The organism is Streptomyces sp. NPDC017940, from assembly GCF_044328435.1.
Classification (GTDB): Bacteria; Actinomycetota; Actinomycetes; order Streptomycetales; family Streptomycetaceae; genus Streptomyces.
This window is the reverse complement of the sequence record NZ_JBIRHJ010000002.1, coordinates 156311-178421: the sequence shown is the minus strand read 5'-3', so window position 1 is coordinate 178421 and position 22111 is coordinate 156311. Positions and strand designations below refer to the sequence as shown.

The 22111-nt window shown below is 70.8% G+C and carries 20 protein-coding genes and 2 pseudogenes; 14 read left to right on the top strand and 8 right to left on the bottom strand.

The window, feature by feature from the left end:
• Positions 1-70: 70 nt before the first annotated feature.
• The 8 genes from ACH4DX_RS06895 (at position 71) to ACH4DX_RS06860 (ending at position 10163) form a co-directional block, all read left to right on the top strand.
• Entirely contained in the window at positions 71-907 is an 837-nt protein-coding gene (locus ACH4DX_RS06895) for an alpha/beta fold hydrolase (RefSeq protein ID WP_398154299.1), read from the top strand.
• Positions 908-1026: 119 nt separating this feature from the next.
• Positions 1027-2112, top strand: coding sequence for an LLM class flavin-dependent oxidoreductase (locus ACH4DX_RS06890; RefSeq protein WP_398154298.1), 1086 nt, complete (start codon positions 1027-1029; stop codon positions 2110-2112).
• Positions 2109-2723 carry an FMN reductase gene (locus tag ACH4DX_RS06885; protein WP_398114119.1) on the top strand — a complete coding sequence of 205 codons (615 nt, stop codon included), beginning with the start codon at positions 2109-2111 and terminating at the stop codon, positions 2721-2723. Before ACH4DX_RS06890 ends, ACH4DX_RS06885 begins: the two co-directional genes overlap by 4 nt.
• A 96-nt stretch (positions 2724-2819) precedes the next feature.
• Positions 2820-6005 (top strand): AAA family ATPase, encoded by a 3186-nt coding sequence (locus tag ACH4DX_RS06880; RefSeq protein WP_398154297.1) that lies wholly within the window; start codon positions 2820-2822, stop codon positions 6003-6005.
• 136 nt (positions 6006-6141) lie between these two features.
• The gene (locus ACH4DX_RS06875) at positions 6142-7389 is read left to right on the top strand and encodes a PucR family transcriptional regulator (RefSeq protein ID WP_398114115.1); all 1248 of its coding nucleotides are present in this window, start codon (positions 6142-6144) and stop codon (positions 7387-7389) included.
• 138 nt (positions 7390-7527) lie between these two features.
• A complete protein-coding gene (locus tag ACH4DX_RS06870; protein ID WP_398154296.1) occupies positions 7528-8379 on the top strand; it encodes an alpha/beta fold hydrolase in 852 nt (283 codons plus the stop codon).
• A gap of 150 nt (positions 8380-8529) precedes the next feature.
• On the top strand, positions 8530-9330 hold the full coding sequence (locus ACH4DX_RS06865) for a helix-turn-helix domain-containing protein (protein ID WP_398154295.1): 801 nt from the start codon (positions 8530-8532) through the stop codon (positions 9328-9330).
• A 119-nt stretch (positions 9331-9449) separates the two neighbouring features.
• Positions 9450-10163, top strand: a complete 714-nt coding sequence (locus ACH4DX_RS06860; protein WP_398154294.1) for an alpha/beta fold hydrolase — start codon at positions 9450-9452, stop codon at positions 10161-10163.
• A gap of 52 nt (positions 10164-10215) precedes the next feature.
• On the opposite strand, the gene ACH4DX_RS06855 is transcribed toward ACH4DX_RS06860, so the two are convergent.
• Positions 10216-10629 (bottom strand): cytidine deaminase, encoded by a 414-nt coding sequence (locus ACH4DX_RS06855; protein WP_398154293.1) that lies wholly within the window; start codon positions 10627-10629, stop codon positions 10216-10218.
• 90 nt (positions 10630-10719) lie between these two features.
• Entirely contained in the window at positions 10720-11355 is a 636-nt protein-coding gene (locus tag ACH4DX_RS06850; RefSeq protein ID WP_398154292.1) for a TetR/AcrR family transcriptional regulator, read from the bottom strand.
• 96 nt (positions 11356-11451) lie between these two features.
• Here ACH4DX_RS06850 and ACH4DX_RS06845 point away from each other — a divergent pair, with 96 nt between their 5' ends.
• Positions 11452-11844, top strand: a complete 393-nt coding sequence (locus ACH4DX_RS06845) for a Dabb family protein (protein WP_398154291.1) — start codon at positions 11452-11454, stop codon at positions 11842-11844.
• A gap of 341 nt (positions 11845-12185) precedes the next feature.
• On the top strand, positions 12186-13439 hold the full coding sequence (locus ACH4DX_RS06840) for a serine hydrolase domain-containing protein (RefSeq protein ID WP_398154290.1): 1254 nt from the start codon (positions 12186-12188) through the stop codon (positions 13437-13439).
• A gap of 150 nt (positions 13440-13589) precedes the next feature.
• Here ACH4DX_RS06840 and ACH4DX_RS06835 read toward each other — a convergent pair.
• Together ACH4DX_RS06835 and ACH4DX_RS06830 are read right to left on the bottom strand one after the other, a co-directional pair.
• Positions 13590-13895 (bottom strand): annotated as a pseudogene (locus tag ACH4DX_RS06835) (diadenosine tetraphosphate hydrolase); the annotation flags it as partial.
• Between the two features lie 211 nt (positions 13896-14106).
• Positions 14107-14421: a hypothetical protein gene (locus tag ACH4DX_RS06830; RefSeq protein ID WP_398154289.1), complete on the bottom strand. Its 315-nt coding sequence runs from the start codon at positions 14419-14421 to the stop codon at positions 14107-14109.
• Positions 14422-14475: 54 nt separating this feature from the next.
• Between ACH4DX_RS06830 and ACH4DX_RS06825 the strand changes: the two genes are divergently transcribed.
• The 3 genes and pseudogenes from ACH4DX_RS06825 to ACH4DX_RS06815 all read left to right on the top strand — a co-directional run bounded on the left by ACH4DX_RS06825 (position 14476) and on the right by ACH4DX_RS06815 (position 16257).
• Positions 14476-14676, top strand: coding sequence for a hypothetical protein (locus ACH4DX_RS06825; protein WP_398154288.1), 201 nt, complete (start codon positions 14476-14478; stop codon positions 14674-14676).
• A 12-nt stretch (positions 14677-14688) separates the two neighbouring features.
• A pseudogene (locus ACH4DX_RS06820) lies at positions 14689-15153 on the top strand (SDR family oxidoreductase); the annotation flags it as partial.
• 423 nt (positions 15154-15576) lie between these two features.
• Entirely contained in the window at positions 15577-16257 is a 681-nt protein-coding gene (locus ACH4DX_RS06815; RefSeq protein ID WP_398154287.1) for a hypothetical protein, read from the top strand.
• A gap of 188 nt (positions 16258-16445) precedes the next feature.
• Here the strand turns inward: ACH4DX_RS06815 and ACH4DX_RS06810 are convergent, their stop codons facing one another.
• From ACH4DX_RS06810 to ACH4DX_RS06800, 3 genes are all read right to left on the bottom strand, one after another.
• On the bottom strand, positions 16446-16874 hold the full coding sequence (locus ACH4DX_RS06810; protein ID WP_398114092.1) for a signal peptidase I: 429 nt from the start codon (positions 16872-16874) through the stop codon (positions 16446-16448).
• Between the two features lie 618 nt (positions 16875-17492).
• Complete coding sequence (locus ACH4DX_RS06805) at positions 17493-18449, bottom strand: CehA/McbA family metallohydrolase (protein ID WP_398154286.1); 957 nt, start codon at positions 18447-18449, stop codon at positions 17493-17495.
• 1133 nt (positions 18450-19582) lie between these two features.
• Positions 19583-20230 carry a hypothetical protein gene (locus tag ACH4DX_RS06800; RefSeq protein ID WP_398154285.1) on the bottom strand — a complete coding sequence of 216 codons (648 nt, stop codon included), beginning with the start codon at positions 20228-20230 and terminating at the stop codon, positions 19583-19585.
• Positions 20231-21032: 802 nt separating this feature from the next.
• Here ACH4DX_RS06800 and ACH4DX_RS06795 point away from each other — a divergent pair.
• Positions 21033-21302 (top strand): hypothetical protein, encoded by a 270-nt coding sequence (locus tag ACH4DX_RS06795; protein WP_398154284.1) that lies wholly within the window; start codon positions 21033-21035, stop codon positions 21300-21302.
• Here ACH4DX_RS06795 and ACH4DX_RS06790 read toward each other — a convergent pair.
• Complete coding sequence (locus ACH4DX_RS06790; RefSeq protein WP_398154283.1) at positions 21266-21655, bottom strand: hypothetical protein; 390 nt, start codon at positions 21653-21655, stop codon at positions 21266-21268. The two genes, ACH4DX_RS06795 and ACH4DX_RS06790, sit on opposite strands and share 37 nt — an antisense overlap.
• Positions 21656-22111 lie beyond the last annotated feature (456 nt).

Here is a 22111-nt window from a genome sequence, read left to right as displayed (position 1 = left end):
GCCCTAGCGTGAGGGCACACCGCGCCACTGCGACGCGCGGATTCGCCGACCCGAATCGAGGAACCCCCCCATGCCCTACATCACCGTGGGCCAGGAGAACACCAGCCCCGTCGAGCTGTACTACGAGGACCAGGGCGCCGGGCAGCCGGTCGTCCTCATCCACGGCTTCCCGCTCGACGGCCACTCCTGGGAGCGCCAGAGCGCCGCGCTGCTCGCCGCGGGCCACCGCGTCATCACGTACGACCGCCGCGGCTTCGGGCGGTCCTCGCAGCCGACGACCGGCTACGACTACGACACCTTCGCGGCCGACCTGAACACCGTGCTGGAGACCCTCGACCTGAACGACGCCGTCCTGGTCGGCTTCTCCATGGGCACCGGCGAGGTCGCCCGGTACGTGTCCACGTACGGCTCCGGCCGGGTCGCCAAGGTCGCCTTCCTCGCCTCGCTCGAGCCCTGCCTGCTCAAGAGCGACGACAACCCGGACGGCGTCGCCCCGAAGGAGTTCTTCGACGGCGTCGTCGCCGCCGTCGAGGCCGACCGCTACGCCTACTACACGGCCTTCTTCAAGGACTTCTACAACCTCGACGAGAACCTCGGCACCCGCATCAGCGAGGAAGCCGTCCGCAACTCCTGGAACACCGCGGCCCGTGGCGGCTCCTTCGCCGCGTCCGCCGCGCCCGCGACCTGGTACACCGACTTCCGCGCCGACATCCCCGCCGTCGACGTGCCGGCCCTGATCCTGCACGGCACCGCCGACCGCGTCCTGCCGGTCGAGGGCACCGCGCGCCCCTTCCGCAAGGCGCTCCCGTCGGCCGACTACGTCGAGATCGAGGGCGCCCCGCACGGTCTGCTGTGGACGCACGCCGAGGAGGTCAACACCGCCCTCCTCGCCTTCCTGGCGAAGTGACGCCGCACCGCTGACGCCGGGTGACGCCGGAGGCCCGGCGTCACCCCGGCCCCCGGTTCCCCGGTGCGGGAACCGGACGACCCGTACGACCCGGACGACATCGAGAGAGCAGACACCCCATGCAGTTCGGCATCTTCACCGTCGGGGACGTGACCCGCGACCCCACCGACGGCCGCACTCCCACCGAGGGCGAGCGCATCAAGGCGATGGTCGCCATCGCGCTCAAGGCGGAGGAGGTGGGCCTGGACGTCTTCGCGACCGGGGAGCACCACAACCCGCCGTTCGTACCGTCGTCACCGACGACCATGCTCGGCCACATCGCCGCCCGCACGGAGAAGCTGATCCTCTCCACCGCCACCACGTTGATCACCACCAACGACCCGGTGAAGATCGCCGAGGACTACGCGATGCTCCAGCACCTGGCCGACGGCCGGGTCGATCTCATGCTGGGGCGCGGCAACACCGGCCCGGTGTATCCGTGGTTCGGCAAGGACATCCGCCAGGGCATCGACCTCGCCAAGGAGAACTACACGCTGCTGCGCCGGCTGTGGCGCGAGGACGTCGTGGACTGGGAGGGAACGTTCCGTACGCCGCTCCAGGCCTTCACCTCCACCCCGCGGCCCCTGGACGGCGTACCGCCCTTCGTCTGGCACGGGTCCATCAGGTCCCCCGAGATCGCCGAGCAGGCCGCCTTCTACGGCGACGGCTTCTTCCACAACAACATCTTCTGGCCCGCCGACCACACCCGGCGCATGGTGCGGCTCTACCGGCGCCGGTTCGCGCACCACGGCCACGGACGTCCGGAGGACGCCGTCGTCGGCCTGGGCGGGCAGGTCTTCATGCGCAAGAACTCCCAGGACGCCGTGCGGGAGTTCCGGCCCTACTTCGACAACGCGCCCGTGTACGGCCACGGACCCTCGCTGGAGGACTTCACCGAGCAGACCCCGCTGACGGTGGGCTCGCCCCAGCAGGTCATCGACCGGACCCTGTCGTTCCGCGAGACCGTCGGCGACTACCAGCGCCAGCTCTTCCTGATGGACCACGCGGGCCTGCCCCTGAAGACCGTCCTCGAACAGCTCGACATCCTCGGCGAAGAGGTCGTTCCCGTGCTGCGCAGGGAGTTCGCGAAGGGGCGCCCGGCGGGCGTGCCGGACGCCCCGACGCACGCGTCGCTGCGGAGTGCCCGGGAGGTGTCCGCCGCGTGAGGCTGACCGTGGTTTCCGCGGGGCTGAGCACCCCCTCCTCCACCCGTCTGCTCGCGGACCGGCTCGCCGACTCGGCCCGCGACGAACTCACCGCCCTCGGGCACCCGGCGTCGACCGAGGTCGTGGAGCTGCGCGAACTGGCCGTCGACATCGCCGGCCATCTCGTGACCGGCTTCCCGCCGCCGCGCCTCGGCGCCGCGATCGACGCGGTGACGGCGGCCGACGGCCTGATCGTCGTCACTCCCGTGTTCGCGGCCTCCTACAGCGGCCTCTTCAAGTCCTTCTTCGACGTGATCGACCCGGACGCCCTCACCGGGAAGCCGGTCCTGATCGCCGCGACGGGCGGCACCGCCCGCCACTCCCTGGTCCTCGACCACGCCCTGCGCCCGCTCTTCGCCCATCTCCGCGCCGTCGTCGTCCCCACCGCCGTGTACGCGGCATCCGAGGACTGGGGTTCGGGTGGCGACGCGTACACCGACGGACTGCCCGGCCGCGTCCGCAGGGCGGGCGCCCAGCTCGCCACGCTCATGGCCGCGCGCCCGGCCGGCGCGGAGCCCGACGACGACGTCGCCGTCCTCGAACGGCAAGTCGCCGACCTGCGCTTCGACTGAGGCGGGGCCCCGGCACGGGTGGGGGCGGGATGGTTCATACTGTTCCGCCGTACCGCACGCGGACCGAGCCCGTCCCGTGCGGCCGAGGCCGGCGGAATGAGCGTGCACCGAGTGACGAGGCGGACCGTACCCGAGGAGTCCGACCGTGCGCGGACGCCCCTGCGCGGCAGGGGGGACGAGCTGGCGTTCATCGAGGCGCGGCTCGACGCGCTCGACCGGGGTGAGGGCGGGATCGTCCGGGTCGAGGGCCCCGCAGGCATCGGCAGGTCCCGGATCCTCCAGGAAGCCGCGGCGGTCGCGGGGCGGCGCGGGATCAGGGTGTTCGCGGGGGCGGCGGACCCCGACGAGCAGTTCGTGCCGCTCGGCCCGCTCCTCGACGCCGTGCTCTCCAGCGCGGAACCGCTGTCGGACGCCGACCGTCTCCGTGACCTCGCCACCACACCCGGCCAGCGGTTCTGGCTGCTCCAGGAACTGGGGGACCGCTTGCGGGAGACGGCTCGGAACGGCCCGCTGCTCGTCGTCCTCGACGACCTCCAGTGGTGCGACGACCTGACCCTCCTCACCTTCCATACCCTCGCGGCCGGGCTCTCCTCGCACGCCATCCTGTGGCTCGTCGCCGTGCGCTGCGGCAGCGTGCCGTCCGGAGTGCGCACGACCCTGGACAGGATCCGGCAGGCGGGCGCCCACGAGCTGGTGCTGCGAGCCCTGGGGGACCGGGCGACCGCAAGCATCACCGAGGACGTGCTCGGCGCACCTCCCGACCCGGACGTCCTCGCCGTCGCCCGCCGCGCCGAGGGGGTGCCGCAGCTCCTGGTCGAACTGCTCGGCGCGCTGCGGCGGGAGGAGGCGGTGACGGTGGAGAACGGCACGGCCCGACTGCCGGGCGGGCCCCCGGCCCCACGGGTGCTCCCCGCTGTCGTGCGCCGCGTCGACCACCTGTCGGACGAGGCCCGCGAACTGGTGCGGACGGCGGCTGCCGCGGGCGCCCCGGTCACCGTCGCGCTGCTCGCCGAACTGCTCGGCAGGTCCTCGGCGGCGCTCCTCACGGCGGTACAGGAAGCCCTCGACGCCGATCTGCTCGCCGAACAGGGCGATCGTCTCACCTTCCGCCACGACCTGATCCGCGACTCGGTGGCAGCCGACCTCCCGCTGTCCCTGCGCGAGGCTGTGCGTCAGGCCTTCAGTGAAGCGCCGCACAGCCGGGCCGCTGAGCCGCAGTTGGGGAGCGCGGCGTGGTCCGCTGGGCGTTGTGGGGGGTTGGCCGGGGGGCCGGACGCCGGGGGTGTGGGGTGCGGCGGCCCGGCGGGCGCCGGGGTTGTGGGGCGCGGTGGCCTGGCGGAAGGCGGTAGCGCCGTGGTGGGTGACGCGGCGGATGCCGAGGGCGCTGGGGCGGGTGACGTGGCGGAGGCCGAGGGTGTGCGGCGGTTTGGCGCGGCGGTGGCCGGTAGCGCCGGGACGCGTGACACGGCGCATGCCGGGGGTCTGGGCCGGGGCGGCCCGGCGGATGCCGGGGGAGTGGGGTGGGGCAGCCCGCCGGACGCCAGGGCAGTCGGGCGCGGTGGCCCGGCGGAAGTCGGGGGCGTCGGGGCAGGTCACGTGGCGGAGGCGGACCGGCTGCGCACCGCCGCGGCGGAACTCGCGGCCACCGCCCCCGGACCCGCCGCGGAACGCAGCATCGAGGCCCTGGACCTCACCCCCGCGGCCGCTCCGGAGCGGCCGCTGGTCGTCGCCGAGACGATCCCGCTGCTCGGGCAGACGGGCCGGGCCGCCCGGGCGCGCGAGCTGGGGACCGCCACCCTGGCGAGCGGCGGCCTCGGACCCGAGGACGAGGCGCGCGTACGTCTCGCCCTGGCACGCCTCGCCCTGCCGTACGACTTCTCCGAGGCGGTCCGGCAGGCGCGCGCCGGGGCGGCCCTGCCCGGCGTCCCCGTCTCCCTGCGGGGGCGACTGCTCACGCTGCTCTGCCTCGGCCTGTCGCTGGCGGGCGAGCACCGGGCGGCCCAGGAGGTCGCCAAGGAGGCGCGGGAGACCGCCGCGGCGGCGGGGGACCGTACCGCGGAGGCCACGTTGCGGACGGTCCGCTCGGCCGCGAGCTTGCAGCGCATGGACTGGGCCGCGGCGTTCCGGCACGCCGAGCGGGCGGCCGCGCTGTCCGCAGCCCTGGGCGTCGGCTCCTCGCCGTGGTACCCGGAGGCCCTGTGGCACGCGTCCCTGGCGAACGCCGCCGGGCGCTCCGCGGAAGCGCTCGCCGCGGCGGCGGACGGCATCCGGACCACCGGGGGCCAGGGCCGGACAGCGGCCACCCGCCTGTGGCTCATGCTGCGTTCCCGGATGCTGCTCGACGCCGGACGGCTGACGGACGCCGCGGCCGACGCCGAAGCCGCGTCCGCGGCCGCCGACGATCCCGGTCCCGGCAACTTCGCCGACATCACGCTGCGGTACGCGATGATGCGCGTCGCCCTCCACACCAACGACCGGCGTGCCGCACGGGCCCACGCGGCCCAGGCCAGGCGCATGCGGGATGACGGCGCGCCCGCCGTCCGCCGCACCGGCTCCTGGATGCTGGCCCTGATGGCCGACTTCGAAGGCCGCCCCGAGCGCGCCATGGCCGAACTCGACGAGGCGAAGGCCCCGCCCGGCGTGGACCGGCCCGACCTCGCGGTCGCGCTCGACCCCGCCGACGTCCCGGTCCTCGTCCGCCTCGCGCTGCGCGCCGGCGCGCACGAACGGGCCGCACAAGCGGTCGCCGTGGCCGAGCGACGAGCCGTGCTCAACCCCGACCTCACGTTCCTCGCCGCGACCGCCGCGCACGCCAGAGGGCTCCTCGACAACGACCTCGCCCCTCTCGTACGCGCCGTCCACCTGTACGAGGACTGCCCCAGGGTGCTCGCCCGGGCGTCGACGCTCGAGGACGCCGGACGCAAACTGGCGGCCACCCGCAGGTCCGACGCGGTGCCGTACTTCGAGACGGCCCTCGCGCTGTGGGCGGGAGCGGGCGCCGAGCGGGACGCCGCACGCGTCCGGCGGCGGCTTCGAGCCGCGGGTGTCCGCCGCCGTCCTGCCCAGGCCGGACTCGCGCGTGCGTGGCCCGAGCTGACGGCCGCGGAGATACGCGTGGCGCGGCTCGTGGCACAGGGGCTGACCAACCAACAGGTGGCCGAGCACCTCTCCGTATCGCCGCACACGGTGAGTTCGCACCTGCGCCGGGCCTTCACCAAGCTGGACCTCACCGCACGCGCGGAGCTGACCCGGCTTGTCAAGCAGCGCGACAGCGGAGAGTAGTCGATTCGTATCCCCTGCGCGCATCGCCGAAATGGACGATTCGTGCGATGTGCGGACGCCGTCGCTTCCTCAGAATGATCAAGAACCGTGGGGTGGAGAAGTCCGCGGGGACAGTTGGTCGAGAGAGGAACAGCGCATGACCGCAAGGCCGCAGCGAGCCCGCCCCGGCAGTTACGAGCTCCAGGCACTCGTCGACGAGCTCGCGGAGCGCCTCGGCCGGTCCGTCGCCGTCGACGACCCGCTGGTCCGCATGGTCTGCACGAGCCGCCACTTCGGCGACGAGGACCCGGTGCGCATCGGCACCCTGTTGCAGGGCCGCGCCGACAACGCGGCCATCCGTCACGTCCTCGCCCAGGGAGTGACCCGGTGGTCGGCGGCCGGATTCATCGACGGCCGCGACGATCTCGGACTGCTGCCACGCTACGTCGTGCCGCTGCGCGAGCGCGGGCACCTCCTCGGCCTGCTCATGGTGGTCGTGCCCGAGAAGGCGCTCGCGGAGCGGGAGACGCGTGCCATCGCCCGGGCCGTGGACGCCATGGCCGCCCAGATGTACGCGGAGCACCTCGCCGCGGACACCCAGAAGACCGCCGAGCGGGAGCTGGTCCTCGCGCTCGTCGGCACCGACGCCACCGCCCGCACCACCGCACGCCGGCGGGCCCGGGAACGCGGACTCCTCAACGCGGCGGAGCACGTCCTGGTCACCGTCGTCCGGCTGGGCTGCGCGACCGCGTCCGCCCGGCAGTCCGAGGCCGCCCTGTGGGGGGCGTTGGAGGGGCTGCGGCGGACACGCTCCGCGCGGGGCCTCGTCGCGATCGGCAAGGAGCAGGCGACGCTGCTCCAGCTGCGCGACCGCCCGCCCGGCCCGGACGAGGTCGCTGCCCAGTCCGCCCGCGTCCTCGACGAACTCCGCACCTTCCTCGGCCCGTCGGCGGACCCGGTGGTCGGAGTCGGCGGCCGGCACCCCCGCCTCGACGACGCCTGGACGTCGTACGAGCAGGCACTCGTGGCGGCGCGCGCGGCACGCCGGCTGCCCACACTGAAGGGCGCGGGTGACTGGGAGCTGCTCGGGGAACTCGCCGTGCTGCTCCAGCTCCCCGAGCACGCCCTGGACGCGTCCCTGGTCCCGGAGCCCCTGCGCACCCTGGGCGAGGCCCAGGGCGGTGACCGCCTGCGGGACACCCTGCGCTGCTTCCTCCAGCACGCGGGATCGATTCCGAGGACCGCGGACACATTGGGGATCCACCGCACCTCGCTCTACTACCGCCTGCGCCAGATCCAGGACATCACCGGACTCGACCTCGACGACGGCGCCCACCGGCTCACTCTGCACCTCGGCCTCAGGATCGAGGAGCTCATCGGCCCGGACGGCGGCGGGCCCTGCTGACCGCGGACCCGCTTCGACAGGGCGAGAAGGATCCACGCCCCGATTCCTACAGCTCGCGGTGGTGCGGGCCGCGGGCCCCATTCGATGATGTGCACGGAGGGCGGGCCGCACACACCGCCTCCGACCAGGGGAGATGTCATGCGGGAACTGATCACGACGGACGGCGCGCGGCTCGCGTACCAGGACACCGGCGGCGCGGGCGTCCCGCTGGTGATGCTGCACGGCTGGGGGCAGACGCAGGCGATGTTCCGCCACCAGATCGAGGGGTTCGCGCCCGGCCGCCGCGTCGTCACCGTCGACTTCCGCGGCCACGGCAGATCGGGCAGACCGCGGCACGGCCACCGCGTCGCCCGGCTCTCCCGCGACGTGCTCGAACTCGTCGACCATCTCGGTCTCGCCCGTTTCGACGCACTGGGCTGGTCCATGGGCGTCTCGGTGTGGTGGAGCTTCATCGACCAGTACGGGACCGCGCGGATGCGGCGTTTCGTCGCCGTCGACCAGCCCGCGGCGGTCGCCGCCGTGCCCTGGATGACCGAGCGGGAACAGCGGGACTGCGGCGCGGTCTTCGATGTGTCGGGGCTGCTGTACCTGGGTGCGGCCCTCGCGGGGCCGGAGGGGGACGCGGTCCGCGCCGACTTCGTGCGCGGCATGTTCTCCGGCGAACCCGACCCCGAGGTACTGGCGTTCGTCGCCGAGGAGATTGGGTCGACACCCGCCCGCGCGGGGGTGGCGCTGCTGTTCGACCACTGCGCGCAGGACTGGCGGGACGTGCTTCCCCGGATCGATGTGCCGACCCTGGTGATCGGCTGCGAGGGCAGCCATCTGCACCCCGACGCGCAGCGCTTCGTCGCCGGACGCATTCCCGGCGCGCGCCTGCACGTCTTCCCCTCCGACGTGGCGAACTCCCACTTCCCCTTCCTGGAGAACCCGGGGGCCTTCAACGCCGTGGTGGAGAAGTTCCTGGCGGAGGAGTCGGCGAGCCGGGCCTGAACCCGCACGCCGCCCGCACGAACCGTACTTCTTGGAGCCCGCATGACCCCCTCACTGATGTCTCGCGCGCCCGAACGGGCGCCCCGGCAAGCACCCGACCCGGCCCCGGCCTCCCCCCGCCCGGGGTGGTTGGTCCAGATGCTCTCCGAGATGCCGGGTACGAGCGACGGCGACGACGTCTACCTCGGCGTCCACGTCCGCGGACCCGTCACCGTCGTCCACGCCGGTGCCAGGACCCAGCTGGACCCCAACGACCTGGTCTTCTGCGACCCGGCCCGACGGCACCTGCTGCGGTTCGGCGAGGACTGCCGGATGATCTTCTTCCGGGTGCCCCGCTGCTATCTGGGCGTCACGGAGCCGGAACTGGACCAGATACTCGGCGTACCCGTACGAGGCGGGGAGGGGCTAGGGGCGCTGGTGTCCGACTTCCTCACCGCGCTCGCCGCCGAGGCGGAGTTCCACCGCTCCACCATCGGGGACCGGCGGGCCCGGACGGCCGTCCACCTCCTCTCCGTCCTGGTCGTGGAGCTTCTCGAAGCGGGCACGGCGGACGGGGCCGACCGGGCGAGCGGGACCGGCAACGAGATGCTGTCCCGCATCCGGGCCCATATCGAGGACCATCTGATGGACCCCGACCTCTCGCCGGAGTCGATCGCACGCGCCCACCACATCTCCGTGCGCTACCTGCAAAAGCTCTTCCAGAACGACGGCACCACGGTGAGCCAATGGGTGCGGCAGCGCAGGCTCGAGTTCTGCCGCCTCGAACTGGGCCGCTCCAACCGGCGCAGCACCATGGCCGCGGTGGCACACCGCTGGGGCTTCAGCAGCCCCTCGCACTTCAGCCGGACGTTCCGCGGAGCCTACGGCATGAGCCCCAGCCAATGGCAGGCCCTGGCGACCTCGGCCTTCGCACCGGCGACCGCCGGCGCGCAGACCGGGCGCGGGCGCTGAGACGCGGGCCGGGTTCCGGGCCGCGCCCCGACCGTCACGCCGACGCCCGCCCCCCTGTGACCCGAGTCCGAGACGCCGGCCCCGCCCCCGCGCGGCCCGAGACCGAGAAGAGAACGCGCATGACCAACCCCACCGTCGTCCTCGTGCACGGCGCCTTCGCCGACGCGACGGGCTGGATAGGCGTCATCGCGGAACTGCGGAGCAGCGGTATCCCGGTGCTCGCTCCGTCGAACCCACTGCGGGGGCTGACGGCGGACGCCGCCTACCTGACCTCCGTCCTCGCGCAGGTCGAGGGCCCGGCCGTCCTCGTCGGGCACTCCTACGGCGGTGCGCTGATCACCGTGGCCGGTGCCGCGGAGAACGTCGTCGCGCTCGTGTACGTGGCCGCCTGGGCGCCCCACGAGGGCGAGAGCCTCGGCAGGCTCCAGGGGAGCTTTCCCGCGTCCCCGCTGACGGGCAACCTGAAGGAGTGGACGTACCCGCTCCGCGACGGCGCATCGGCGGTCGAAGTCACCATCGAGGAGACGGCCTTCCCCGAGGTCTTCGCGGCGGACGTGTCCGTGGAGGTGGCGGGCGTCCTGGCGGCTGCCCAACGCCCGCTGGCCACGGCCGCCCTCACCGAGGCCGCGTCCGCGGCGGCGTGGCGGACGAAACCGTCCTGGGCGCTTGTGGCCGGGGCGGACCGTACGCTCAGCCCCGAGGTCCAGCGCTTCTGCGCCGCACGGGCCGGAGCCGTCGTCGTCGAACTTCCGGACGCCTCCCACGCCGTCGTCCTGTCCGAGCCCACCCGGGTCGCCGACCTGATCAGGGACGCGGTGCGGGCGACGAGCTGACCGGGCTCCGGCGTCGCTCCGAAGGGTCGGCCGCGGGCGCCGGGCGTCGTGGTCACTCGGCGTCGAGCTGCTGGTCGGCCCAGACGTAGCTTTCGGGCAGCAGGCCGGTGACAGGGACGGTCCGGACGCGGTCGCCCTCGCCCACGATGACGCCGAGGGCGGGGAAGTAGTCGAGAAGTACCTGACGGCAGCGTCCGCACGGCGGGAGGACCCCGCGGCCGCGGTCGCCGACGGCGACGATCGTCTCCAGGTCGTAGGCGCCCTCGGCGGCCGCCGCACCGATGAGGACGAGCTCCGCGCACGGCCCTCCCGTGAAGTGGTAGGCGTTCACCGCGGTGACGATCCGGCCGTCCCGGGCGCGGGCCGCGGCTGCCACGGTGTGGTTGCCGCCTCGGCAGCGCGTGCGAGCCACGTGCGCCGCGGCCTGGACGAGTTCGTGATCGACGTGGTGGGTCTGCGTGGTCATCTGTCGGTCGGCCTTCGTGAAGTGTGGCAACTCGCGGGGGAAGAGGGCGCCGTGCACCCGGTGGCGCCGGGCCGAGGGGGAATCCTTCCCCTACGCCCGCAGGACTCCGTACGCGCGCAGGAAGACGTCCACGGCGGTGTCCGCGACGGTGTCGGGGGCGGCGTCGGAGCGGTACTCCAGCGAGCCGGTGAGCAGGGAGAGGAAGTGCTCGGCGGCGAGCTCCGGGTCGCACGCGCGCAGGCGGCCGTCGAGGGTGAGGCGGGCCAGGCGGTCGGCGAGGGCGGAGCGCGGTCGCAGGACTGTCCGCTCGCGTACGCTCGCCGCCAGTTCGGGGAACTGCACCGCCTGCGCGCAGGCCAACTGCCGCACGGCGGTGGCGTCCGCGTCGCCGAGCGCGCTCAGCAGGCCGCGGGCCACGGCCGTGAGCGCGGTGCGCGGATCGGCGTCCGCGGCGGACGCGCGCAGTTGCTCGACGGCGGCGAGGCCGCGCGCGCCGACCCGGTCGGCGACGGCCTCGACGGCCTCGCGGTAGAGGCTCTCCTTGTCGTTCAGGTGGTTGTAGACGGTCGGCTTGGCCACACCCGCCTCCTGCGCGATCTCCTTCACGCACGCCTGGGCGTAGCCGCGTCGGGCGAACACCGCGAAAGCGCCGTCCAGGATCGCCTGCCGCCGCTCGGCCTGCCCACGAGCCGGACGCCTGCCTCCCGTTGACATTTCTGAACCCATGGGTTCACTCTACCTACTGAACCAGCTAGACCAGCAATATGAACCAATAGGTTCAATCCAAGTTCGGCGACTTCCACCGGAAAGGACGGCACAGGCGTGATCGTTCACATGCTGCGTTTCGCGTTCAAGGAGACCGCGAGCGAGGAGGAGCGCGAGCACGTGCTCGCGGTGATACGGCGGACGGCATCCGTCGAGTCGGTGTCGTTCTCGACAGTGGGTCAGCTCTTCGGCGCTCCCGACGGCTTCACCCACGCCTGCTGCGTCGGCATCGCCGACCTTCCGGCGCTGCGGCGGTACATGCACGATCCGGTCCACCTGGCCGGTGACCCGCAGATCATGCCCTACCTGGCCAAGATCGCCATCGGCCCGGACCTGTCCGACGACATGACGCCCACCCTGGCGCAGGACACCGTCGCCCTGCACGAGGAGAAGGTCGCGCTCCACCCCCGGTGGGCCGCCGAACTCGGCCCCTTGCTGGCAGCCTCCTGAGCGACCTGGTGGCGGGCGCCGCGTGCCCCTCCACGTCCACCGCCTTCCTGCCGACCGGGCAGGGGTTCCGTCGGTCCGTCCCTGTCGCACCGCCGCGGCCTCGGCCTCGGCAACGTGTGAGGGCCGACGCGGGAGGCCAGACGCGGGAGGCCAGAACCCGACTCGCCCACTACGTCGCGGACGTCGAGGTCGCTCTCGCGTCCTCGGGCACAGTACGGCCAGTGGCGTATCCCCGGCGTATCGAAAAACGCATACACCGCGGCGACACCCTTCCGTCTTGGGTGAGGGCAGGGGCCAGCGCGCGGCAACGGCGGGCCCGTGTCGATGGAAGGAATGTGATCATGGGTTCGAACTCCGTACGTGGTGTCGATCGACGGCGGCTGCTCCGCTGGGGCGGGGTGGCCGCCGCGGGCGTGGCGGCGGGCGGTGTGCAGGTGGTGAACGCCAGTCCCGGCCGTGCCGCGCCGGCCGATCCCGATCCCGATGCCGTTCCGCCGGCCGCCCGGCCCGGCGGTGCCTATGACCGGTACGTGGCGAAGCTGGCCGCCGAGGGCAAGTTCTCCGGTGTGGTGATGCTGTCGCACCGCGGCCGGACGGTGCTGTCGCGCAGCTACGGCATGGCGGACAAGGAGAAGGGCGTCCGTAACGACCCGGGCGTCGCGTTCTATCTCAGCTCGGCGGGCAAGCCGTTCGGCGCGGTGGCGATCCTGCAACTGGCGCAGCGGGGCGAAGTGAAGCTGTGGGACACGGTGGGCACCTATCTGACGGGCTTCGCCAAGGACGTCGCCGAGAAGGTGACCATCCACCACCTGCTGTCCGGTACCTCCGGGTTGAGCAATCCGGAGGTGGACGTGCAGCGCGTCTTCCAGAGCCGGGAGGAGGTGCGTGCGTACAACGAGCGCTGGGCACGGGACGCCGAGCTGGTGAGCGCTCCCGGTACCCCCACCGACCACGCCGGGGCCGAGGTGGCCATTCCCGCGCAGATCGTGGAGGCCGTGACCGGCAAGTCGTACTGGGACTACGTCGAGGAGCACATCTTCAAGCGCTGCGGCATGAGCGGGACAGCGTACTTCACCAGGCCGCAGTGGCTCACGGACAAGCACATCGCGCACCCCTACATGGAGCTGGCCGACGGCAGTGTGGTGGACGCCGTCCGCAACCTCAACAAGGGCAGCCCGAGCCCGCACCAGCCGGGCAAGAACCCGGGCCGCAATTTCATCGACGCTCCCGGCGACGGCGGTTTCGCCACCGCGCCGGACCTGGTCCGGTTCGCACAAGCGCTGGGCGACGGCACGCTCCTCGACCCGCACTACGCCGAGCTGTTCACCGGGCCCAAGCATCCGCATCCCCCTCAGGGGGGCGGCCTGCGGGGCGGCAGGACAGCCCCCGTCGACGCGTCGTTCGGGGCCTACACGCTGCCGGTCCACATCACCAACGGCCAGTGGGTGTGGGGACGTGCGGGAGGCGACCCCGGCGCCGGCGCGAGCTGGAACATCTACCCGGACACCGGCTGGGTCGGCGTCATCCTCGGCAACTCGGACGGCGTACCACTGTGGGAGATCATCGACCAGGAGATCCAGACGATCACCGGCTGACGCCGACCGCGGTCCGGTGCTCGCAGCCCGCAGCCCGCAGCCCGCAGCCCGCAGCCCGCAGCCCGCAGCCCGCTGAACGCTGAACGCTGAGGGCTTTCCGCTGAACGCTGTCCGCCGACCCGCAGACGTAACGATGGCAGGCCCGCACCATCAGTCCAACGAACGCAACCGGTCCAGTTCACTACTGATCGCTTGCCGCAGCTCATCGTGCTGCGGACCCAATCCGAACCGCTCGTCACTCCACCGCTCACGCGGGTACAGCCATACCGGCTTGCCCACCAGCTCAGTCGGCTCCCATGCGAACCGCGGCCAGACATGGGCATGCAAGAACGGATCCGTGTTCCCGAGGATCTCCAGGTTGATCCGGCGGAACGCAGGGTCCCGCTGCCGACAGACCCGCTCGACCGCTTCTCCGAGTAGGTCGATGTCGGACAGAAACGACAACCGCTTGGCCCGCAGACAGGGCTGCACCTGCTTCCCTGTAGGCGACTGGGGCGCCGAAGGGACCGGTTTCTCCCGGAGGCCACAGGTCGGACTGGGGCGGGCAGGTCGATCGTGTCAGCATGATCGAGGACGCCCGCCGCCATCGAGACATGATCGAGGACGCCCGCCGCCATCAAGGCGTGATCGAGGCCGAAGGAGCCGACGCCCCTGGCCGGTCCTCGCGTCAGGCCTGCGCCGGTGCCCCGACTCCGTGCAGCAGAGTGTCCACGACACGTGCGGCCAGTTGGTCGACGGCACCGATGTCGACGGCCCCCCGCCCTTCCTCGGCCGCCTCATGGATGAGGGCGTAGTACACCCGGCGGGCCCACTCCAGGTCGGTGTCCGCAGACAGCAGCCCGGCCTCCTGTGCCCGGCGGGAGAGCCGATCGCACTGGGCCAGGACGTCGGCGTGCACGCGCGCCGCTTCGGGGTCGGACGGAGCGGACCGGCTCATCGCGAAGCTCCAGCCGATCTTCACCTGGCGGACGTTGGCGGTCACCTGGTGCAGGGCGACCAAGGGCGGGGATGTGAGCGGCCGGGCGGCCTCCACAGCTTGGTGGAACCGTTCGGTCGCCCAGGTCGCCAGGGCGCCCTGGCCATACCGGTGGACCTGCTGACCCCCGACGCCCCCGCCCAGATCATCGAGCGCGCCACCGCCGAGCTCGGTGACCTCGACCTGCTCGTCAACAATGTCGGAGGCGGCGACAGCGGAGAGAACCAGACCGGTGGCTTCCGCTCCTTCACCGACGAGTAGTGGAAGCAGTCCTTCGACCTGAACTTCCTGGCCGCCGTGCGGACCAGCCGGGCGGCGCTGCCCAGCCTGCTGCGCCGCCGCGGGGCGCTGGTCAACGTCTCCTCCAACGGTGCCCGGATGCCGCATGCCGGACCCGTCACCTACACCACGGCGGAGGCCGCGCTGACTGCGTTCGGCAAGGCGCTGGCGGAGGAGTTCGGACCGCGGGGCGTGCGCGCCAACACCATCTCGCCGGGCGCTGTGCGTACCGCGATGTGGGAGAGTCCGGACGGCTACGGAGCAGCGCTGGCCCGCTCCATGGGGGTCACCCAGGAGCAGTTGCTCGCTCAGATCCCAGCCGCGATGGGCATGACGACCGGCCGTCTCCTGGAACCGTCCGAGGTCGCTGCCGCCATCACCTACCTCGCCTCACCGCTGGCTGCCGGCATGTCCGGTACGGACCTGCTGATCGACGGTGGATCCGTCAAGACCGTCTGATCGGTGGCTGGTGGCAGGATCACCGGCATGGTTTTGGTACGTACTACTCCGCCGCGGCCCGTCCAGGTGACCGCGCTCTTCCCCGAGCTGGCCCCGTTGGCGCGACCTGCCATGCGGTTGCATCCACGTCCGGGGACGCTTTCAGCCAAGGACAGCTCGGTCGGCGGGCCGTTGCTGTGGCCGGCGGGGGAGCCGTGGCCGCACTGCGAGGACGTGCACCTGCACGTGGACACGAGATTTCGTGAGTCACTGGCCGAACTGCGGCTTCAGAGAAGCTTGCAGTCTCGGGGGCGCCCTGATGACCGGTCTCCCGCGTACACGCCCGAGGAGACAGCGCTCAAGGAACGCGCTGCCGCACGGTTCACCGAACTGCTCGACGCCGCCCCTCCCTGGCCCGCCGAATGCCCGGTCCCGCTGTTGCCCGTGGCTCAGCTGTTCCTGCGTGACATACCCCTGTTGCGGCCACCCGGGCAGGCCGATCTGCTCCAAGTCCTCTGGTGCCCGTACGAACACGAACCGGACTGCAAGCCGTCGACCGCGCTGTACTGGCGGTCGGCCGCGGAGGTCGGCGACATCCTCACCACACCACCGGAACCGTACGAGGCGGACTACCCGGGCTATGTGCCAGAGCCGTGCGTACTGGCGCCAGAGGCCATCACCGAGTACCCCAACAGCCTGGACCTGAGTCCCGAGCTCCAGCGGATGCTGGAGGACTGGAACAGGTGGCAGGCGGCCGGTGCCGACCTGGACAGCGCCTATGCACAGTACCCACGCGAGTTCTACTCCCTTCACCTGGGCAACGCACCCGGCTGGAAGGTCGGTGGCTGGCCCCCTCGGGGCCGCACCGACCCGAATCCCCGGCACTGCGCTGCGTGCGGGGTGCGGATGGTCCCACTCCTGACGATTGCTTCCCGGGAGTGGGGCGGCGGTGAAGGCCGCAGCTGGGCACCGCAGGAGGAACAGCCCACCGCCCTCACTGACACCCGCGGCCCGGACCAGTACTCCTCGCAGCCGACGAAGGTGGAAGTAGGCAGCACGGACAACATGCAGATCTACGTCTGCCCGACCTCACCCGAACATCCACACACAGACCTGATCCAATGACCTGACGCCCTGTCACACACGCTCCTGTGGACGGGTATAGTCGGGGACAGGAACGCTGCCGAGCGATGCGCCGGAACCCTACGGTTCCCGGGACGGCGCCTATGACCTGTTCCGGTGCTGGCAGCGCAATGGCACCCAGGCCCGGACCATCACCGATGGGCCACCCACTATGACAAGTTGGCCGTCGACTACGAGACGACTGTGCCGGTCGCGGTCATGAAGGCATGGCTATGCCCAGCAGCGGAAGCGTCCTCATCGGTCACCTCGTAACCGGGGACGGATGGCCAGCGAACCGTCAGAACCACGGACTCTTCCTCTGCCAACCAGGAGTGATCGACGCCCCGGCCCCACACGACGTAGTCGCCCTGCTCGGCCAGGAGAACACTGCGCCCGGGCAGTTCCACCCGGAAGCGTCCGCTGATGAGGACCAGCAGGGCGGTCCGCTCTTCACCAGTCACCCACTGAGCCCGCTCATCGCCCCGCGGGTGGACGCCCCACTTGATTTCCACGTCCTCGCTATAACGAGGATCGGAAGCGTCTTTGAAGTGACCCAGAAGCCACCCCCGGTCCAGTGCGGCATCTTTGCTGGCATTGCCCACATACACGCTGTCTGTCATGGCTCCGCAAGGTAGCAGCCAGCTGCATCAGCACTCACAACAACAACCATTGCAGGCAACTACCGCACTGGCTGATCGTCATCGCACGTCTGCGTCCGATCCCGGCCACGAGAGCCGCGAACAGGGTGGCGACAGGCACGAATGCAGCCTGTTTCACGTACGCGTCTTGGTTCCGAGTGCGGAGCAGCCTGAAGAGCGTGTGAGATGCTCAGTCGGTGGTTCATGAGGTGGCCAGGGACTGGGCAAAGTTCGCGAGTGCGGGCCGCAGCCAGCGTGAGAGTGGCAGCGATGACTACGGATCGGGCTGTTCGATTCATCGGCAAAAAGTCTCCTCGACCACTTGCTCGCGCTCCGGCCCCGCAAGCGATTCGCCACTGGACTCGTCATCCCTCCCCCCCGACAACCCAGCCAGCCCCCAACTTCCGGTCTGCCAAGCGGAGCACCACAAGTCTCGGCGTCCACCATGCCATGCTCGGCGTCGCCCGGAAGCGCAACCTCGCCCGGCACCGGCTGGACAAGCGGGCCGCACGGCGGCCCATCTCACCCGAGGCGACTCGAAGATCATTCGGAGGACAGCTCTTAGTACACGTCAACGTTCTTCCGAAGCACTCCTTCGGATCAGTTCGAGATATACGGTCGAAGCAGGGCTGGCCGCGGGCGGGCGCGGAGGGGGCCCAGGGCGATCGGGTTGCTCCAGGCACGGCCGCCGGCGGCATCTTCGACCGTGATCCGGCAGTAGCTGCGGCGGAACATCGCCACGGGCAGGGTGCAGTGCGTCAGGTCGTGGCCCTGCCGTACCTGGGCGCCCGGTGCGCCCCCGGTGACCAGCACCTTGACGGCGGGCGAGCACTGCACCGTGAGCTGGTCGCCGTGCAGTTGGATGTCGTGCAGTTCGGGGCCGGTACTGGAGTAGTAGTGCCCGGCTTTGAGGGCCGCCAGCAGCTCTGCCGGGTCGAGGGACTCTGCCCGTACCTGGACCCAGGCGGTGCAGCCCGGCGGGTCCTGGGGCTGGAAATGCGCGTCGTCCGCGGCGTACGCGTGCAGCCGGTGTCCGCGGTTGAGCAGGACGTCGGTCAGATGCCAGCTGTCGCCTCGGTGTTCGCGGCCGGCCAGCGAGTTGTGGACCTCCACCGCGTGAGCGGCGTCCAGGCTTTCGGCGTCCGCGATGCTGAGCAGGGAGGCGGCCGGGTGGGCCATGCCGATGTAGGCGCCTGCCGCCCGGGCCCGGCGGGCCAGCTGGGGTCCGCTTTCGCCGGGTTCGGGCGGTGCGAAGCCGAGCGGCAGCCCGACGGCAACGATGTGCCACGACGGACCGGCCTCGGTTCGCGGCGCGTGCAGCTCGGCACCCAGCAGGGTGGTGAAGCCGGGACTGCGCAGCGACCGGGTGTCGGTCAGCGGGAAGCCGTACTCGGCCCGGAAGTGGTCGGTCAGGGAAAGGAAGTCGTACCCGGCCTCCCGGTAGCGCCGGGCCGTCTCCGCGGGGGACAGGGCTCCATCGGATTCGTCGGAGTGGGTATGGAGGTTGCCCCGCCAGAAGCGACCGGGAAGGGCGAAAGGTAAGCCGGCTACGACCATGGTGTCAGTTCCTTCGTTATTCATAGCTGTGCACCATCCAGATCAGCGATCTAGGACAATCTGCTCAAGGCGACCCCACCCACCCCGCTCAAGCCCACCACGTACACCTATGACGCTCTCGGCCGCCGCACCCGGCTTCGTCGTAGGCGCCGCTTGCGAGGGCGCTACGGGACCGGAGACTGGCTTCCTGTCTACCGCAGGCAGTGTTGCTGCTGGTGCCAACACTGGGGCAGCGGTCGAACGGCGGCTGTCCCAGAACAGGATGATGAATGATGCACGAGCCCTCGGAACGTCCAGGTCTTCGTCGTGCGATGACCCAACTGTTCATTGTTCTGCTAGTCCTCTACCTGTTGTGGTTCTTCATCTCTTACCTCACCGGCGGATCGCTCGGAGTGTCACTCATCGCACCACTCATCCTCCTGGCACCCGGAGCCGGGATAGCAGTCATCCGATACAAGCAGTTCAAGCACCGTTAAGACCGAAGCATGCTGGGCCCTGCGGGTCTCGCAGGGCCTTGGTCTCTGCCCATAACTTATGGTGTTCAGTGCGACATCGGCGCCATAGGCGGCTGCGCTTCGGGGGGGGCGTCACGGGCTGGTCACCCACCTATGGAATGACCGCACCTAATGCTTACCGTAGTGTTCGCAGCACATAGCTGAAAGGCCATGTCTCAGCGCAAGGCTGACGATGGGTCTCGCTCTAATTCTCGCCTGTGGAATCGCTGGAGCCATCTGCGGAGCCGTTGCTGTAGTCACTGCCGGAAGACGAAGAGGAAAGCGGTGATTTGACGCAGTTCTCCAGTGACGTACCGTCCCGCCCATCTGACACAGCCTGGTCTGGCCCGGATCACCGTGGAGGCAGCCACCGAGGCGACTGCGCGCGCGGTGGTTGACCGGCTGACCGCCTGCCACAAGCTGACCGGCGCCTCGAACGCCTTCTGGGTTCCCGGGGGAGGGGGTGAGGGTCTGGGATGTACCGGGACGCGCTGCCCCAGAACCTTCGATGCCGAGTGCCCCGGAGTGGCGAGGGCTCTGCCCGTGCTCGTACAGGACCCGCTGCGCCCGGAGCGCGACTCGTTCCCGACCATGTGCGTGCTGCGGCGGGCGGTCCGCGGTAGCGGGTCTATCGGCCTCTCACCAGCTGGTGAGGTCCAGCACGTGGGTGCAATGGGGATCTGTGCTGTCCTCGGACATGCGTTCCTCCTCGGTGATCAACGAGGGAAGTGCCGAGAGAAGCGCAGTGACGGCGCCAGAGGGCCGCACGTCTGCCGCGATCACGCCCGTGCGGTCCTCGGTGTCTAGGTAGAGCCGCAGTCGGTCCTGATCCAGGAAGAGGAATCCGCGCAGCCGCGGGTCCGTGTGCTCTCCGGTGAAGGGGTGCACGAGGGTGCGCAGGATGGTGAACGCATTGTCGTCTGCCGTAGGCGATGCTGCCTCGACAGAGATGGGGTCCACCTGGATCAGGGACATGCCCATCAATCTGCCGACATGATCGCTCGAGTAGGTGTGCGTGCTGGCGTTCAGCGTGCGCAGTATCCCGGTGATGTCGTACGCCGTGACGACGGCGTCGTTTGTTCGCAAAGGGATCTCATAGGCCGTCAAATGTCCTGAAATGTAGGCGTCCGCTGGCCCTGTGACGATACGGATGGCTTCAGGAGGAGCAGGGACGGGCAAGACGCCTCGGACATACAACGTGCCGGTGAGAGGCGCCTGAAAGTGGTGGAGCAGCAGACGAGTGATGTCAGCCTGCTGTTCTGCGGTCTCTCTATCCATCTTCGTCACTCGTTTACCCAGTTGAGGCACTTGTTCATGTGCTTGCAGAAGGCAGTGATGACGCCAACCTTCTGGCCGTGGTCGGCACCATAGCGTCCGTCCGAAGACTTCCGTGCGCACTGAGCGACGACGATGGTCTTCACTTGACGCCCACCGTTGCTGGCGTAGCCCCAGTGTTCCAGGCGGGCGCCGCTCACTCGAACGGGTTGTACCGGACGAAGGGCCGCTCGCTCAGGCGCAGGGCCGGGGCAGACGTCCGCGGAGCGGGCGAGGTCGATGCGTACGGGCAGGATCTGCTCCCGGGGCCGGGCGGGCTCGCCCCGCTGCGCGGGCCGCTGGCCGGCGCCGGTGAGCGCGGCCTACAGCGTGTGGGACAGGGTCGTCTCGCTGATCCCGCCGATCCCGCCGACCCCGTGGAACACCAGGACGCTGTGGCGCGGGCATCCCAGGTCTTCGACATCGAACCCCGGCGTAGGGTTGGTGATCCGCCGCATATGCGCGCCAGCGCGGCCGCGGCCAGCTCCCACTGTGACTGCCGGTTGGTGAACGCCTTCGCGGCCTCCAAGTTCCGGTCGTTCGTGCTGAATAGGGCCCGCAGATCCCGGCCTGCCACGTCTCACGCACAATTTTGCTGAACACCCCAGGCCAACCTATGCCGTACGGCGGCCCCTTGGGGCAGCTTTCCCCGGGCACCGGACGGTGCGAAGGTGTCGTGTACGCGGATGCGGCGCGTCCGGGTACGGTGCCGCCGGATGGGGCCGGGGAGACGATGACCGTTTCCTGGAAAGATCAACCTGAAGAGGCGGTAGCCATGCCCGACAGCTCGGACTTCTCTTACCTGGAAGGCGGCGCGGAGCAGGAGGCGGCAGACATCGTCCGGGACGTGGTGGCCTGGTACAGCACCCAGATCGCCGCCGAACGCGGGGCGCCGGTACCCGACGATGAGCGGATCGAGGAGTTGACCGCTGGCCGTCAGGCCGCGCTCGCCGACCAGGCGCAGCTGGCGACCGCCGACCTCGAGGAGGCCGAGCGGATCGTCACCGTCTACGCGGCCTGGCTGAAGGAGCTCAGGGAGCCGTAGCCCAAGGGCAGACGCTGTACCGGCAGGGGCCAGGGGTGCGGGTGCGGCCAGTCGATGCGGGCCTGCTGTACCTGCGCGGGCATAAGCGGTCGTGCGAGGGCGGCAATCTCCTCCCGCTTCTGCCGGTGCTGCGGAAGTGCGCGGCACAGCGCCTGGCGGAGGCGCAGGAACGCGACAGCCTCCTGCGCGGTATATGGCCGCGTCCGTTCCGCGGCGAGCGCCCAGGCCGCCTGCCGCCCCCGGCTCTCCTGGCGGAGCAGGGCCTGGCCGTCGCGCCGGATCACGGTCACGGTCACGGTCGTGACCGCAGGATGTTGTTGGGCGGCGTCGACGACGTCGGCCAGAGCGCTCAAGTACCTGTCATGGCCCGCACGTGGGGTGAAACGGGGTAGCCGCCCCGCTGAAGGAAGCGTGCGTAGCGCAGCGCCGTGGCCAGCAGACTGTCCGCCTCCCGTACGGCCAGAACCGCCATCTCGACTGGTAGCCGTCGGCCGCGAACGGCAATGCGCTGGCGAGGAATTCGAGGGCAAGGAACTGAGCGGCGCAGGTTGTGCAGCTTCTGCTTCCGCTGTTCAGAAGACGGAACGCGGCCCGGTCCATCGCAGGGGCCGGGACGAACAGGTTGCGGGTGCGGCACCAGTGCTGCCAGCCGGTCGCGGACCGGGGCAGGGCCGGAGCGGCAGCGTTTTCTAGTTGCTAGTTACTGCGGTCCTTCCTGTACCGGTCCGGGAACGGACTCGCCGTCAGCGTCGGTGTCGGGCAGTGCGAACGTCGGGCAGTGCGAACAGCGAGTGCCGCCGCAGGTCGTC

Coding starts and splice junctions, on each gene's coding strand:
- ACH4DX_RS06895 (WP_398154299.1), top strand. CDS start 71: ATGCCCTACATCACCGTGGGCCAGGAGAACACCAGCCCCGTCGAGCTG.
- ACH4DX_RS06890 (WP_398154298.1), top strand. CDS start 1,027: ATGCAGTTCGGCATCTTCACCGTCGGGGACGTGACCCGCGACCCCACC.
- ACH4DX_RS06880 (WP_398154297.1), top strand. CDS start 2,820: ATGAGCGTGCACCGAGTGACGAGGCGGACCGTACCCGAGGAGTCCGAC.
- ACH4DX_RS06875 (WP_398114115.1), top strand. CDS start 6,142: ATGACCGCAAGGCCGCAGCGAGCCCGCCCCGGCAGTTACGAGCTCCAG.
- ACH4DX_RS06870 (WP_398154296.1), top strand. CDS start 7,528: ATGCGGGAACTGATCACGACGGACGGCGCGCGGCTCGCGTACCAGGAC.
- ACH4DX_RS06865 (WP_398154295.1), top strand. CDS start 8,530: ATGCCGGGTACGAGCGACGGCGACGACGTCTACCTCGGCGTCCACGTC.
- ACH4DX_RS06860 (WP_398154294.1), top strand. CDS start 9,450: ATGACCAACCCCACCGTCGTCCTCGTGCACGGCGCCTTCGCCGACGCG.
- ACH4DX_RS06855 (WP_398154293.1), bottom strand. CDS start 10,629: ATGACCACGCAGACCCACCACGTCGATCACGAACTCGTCCAGGCCGCG.
- ACH4DX_RS06850 (WP_398154292.1), bottom strand. CDS start 11,355: ATGGGTTCAGAAATGTCAACGGGAGGCAGGCGTCCGGCTCGTGGGCAG.
- ACH4DX_RS06840 (WP_398154290.1), top strand. CDS start 12,186: ATGGGTTCGAACTCCGTACGTGGTGTCGATCGACGGCGGCTGCTCCGC.
- ACH4DX_RS06810 (WP_398114092.1), bottom strand. CDS start 16,874: ATGACAGACAGCGTGTATGTGGGCAATGCCAGCAAAGATGCCGCACTG.
- ACH4DX_RS06805 (WP_398154286.1), bottom strand. CDS start 18,449: ATGGTCGTAGCCGGCTTACCTTTCGCCCTTCCCGGTCGCTTCTGGCGG.
- ACH4DX_RS06795 (WP_398154284.1), top strand. CDS start 21,033: ATGCCCGACAGCTCGGACTTCTCTTACCTGGAAGGCGGCGCGGAGCAG.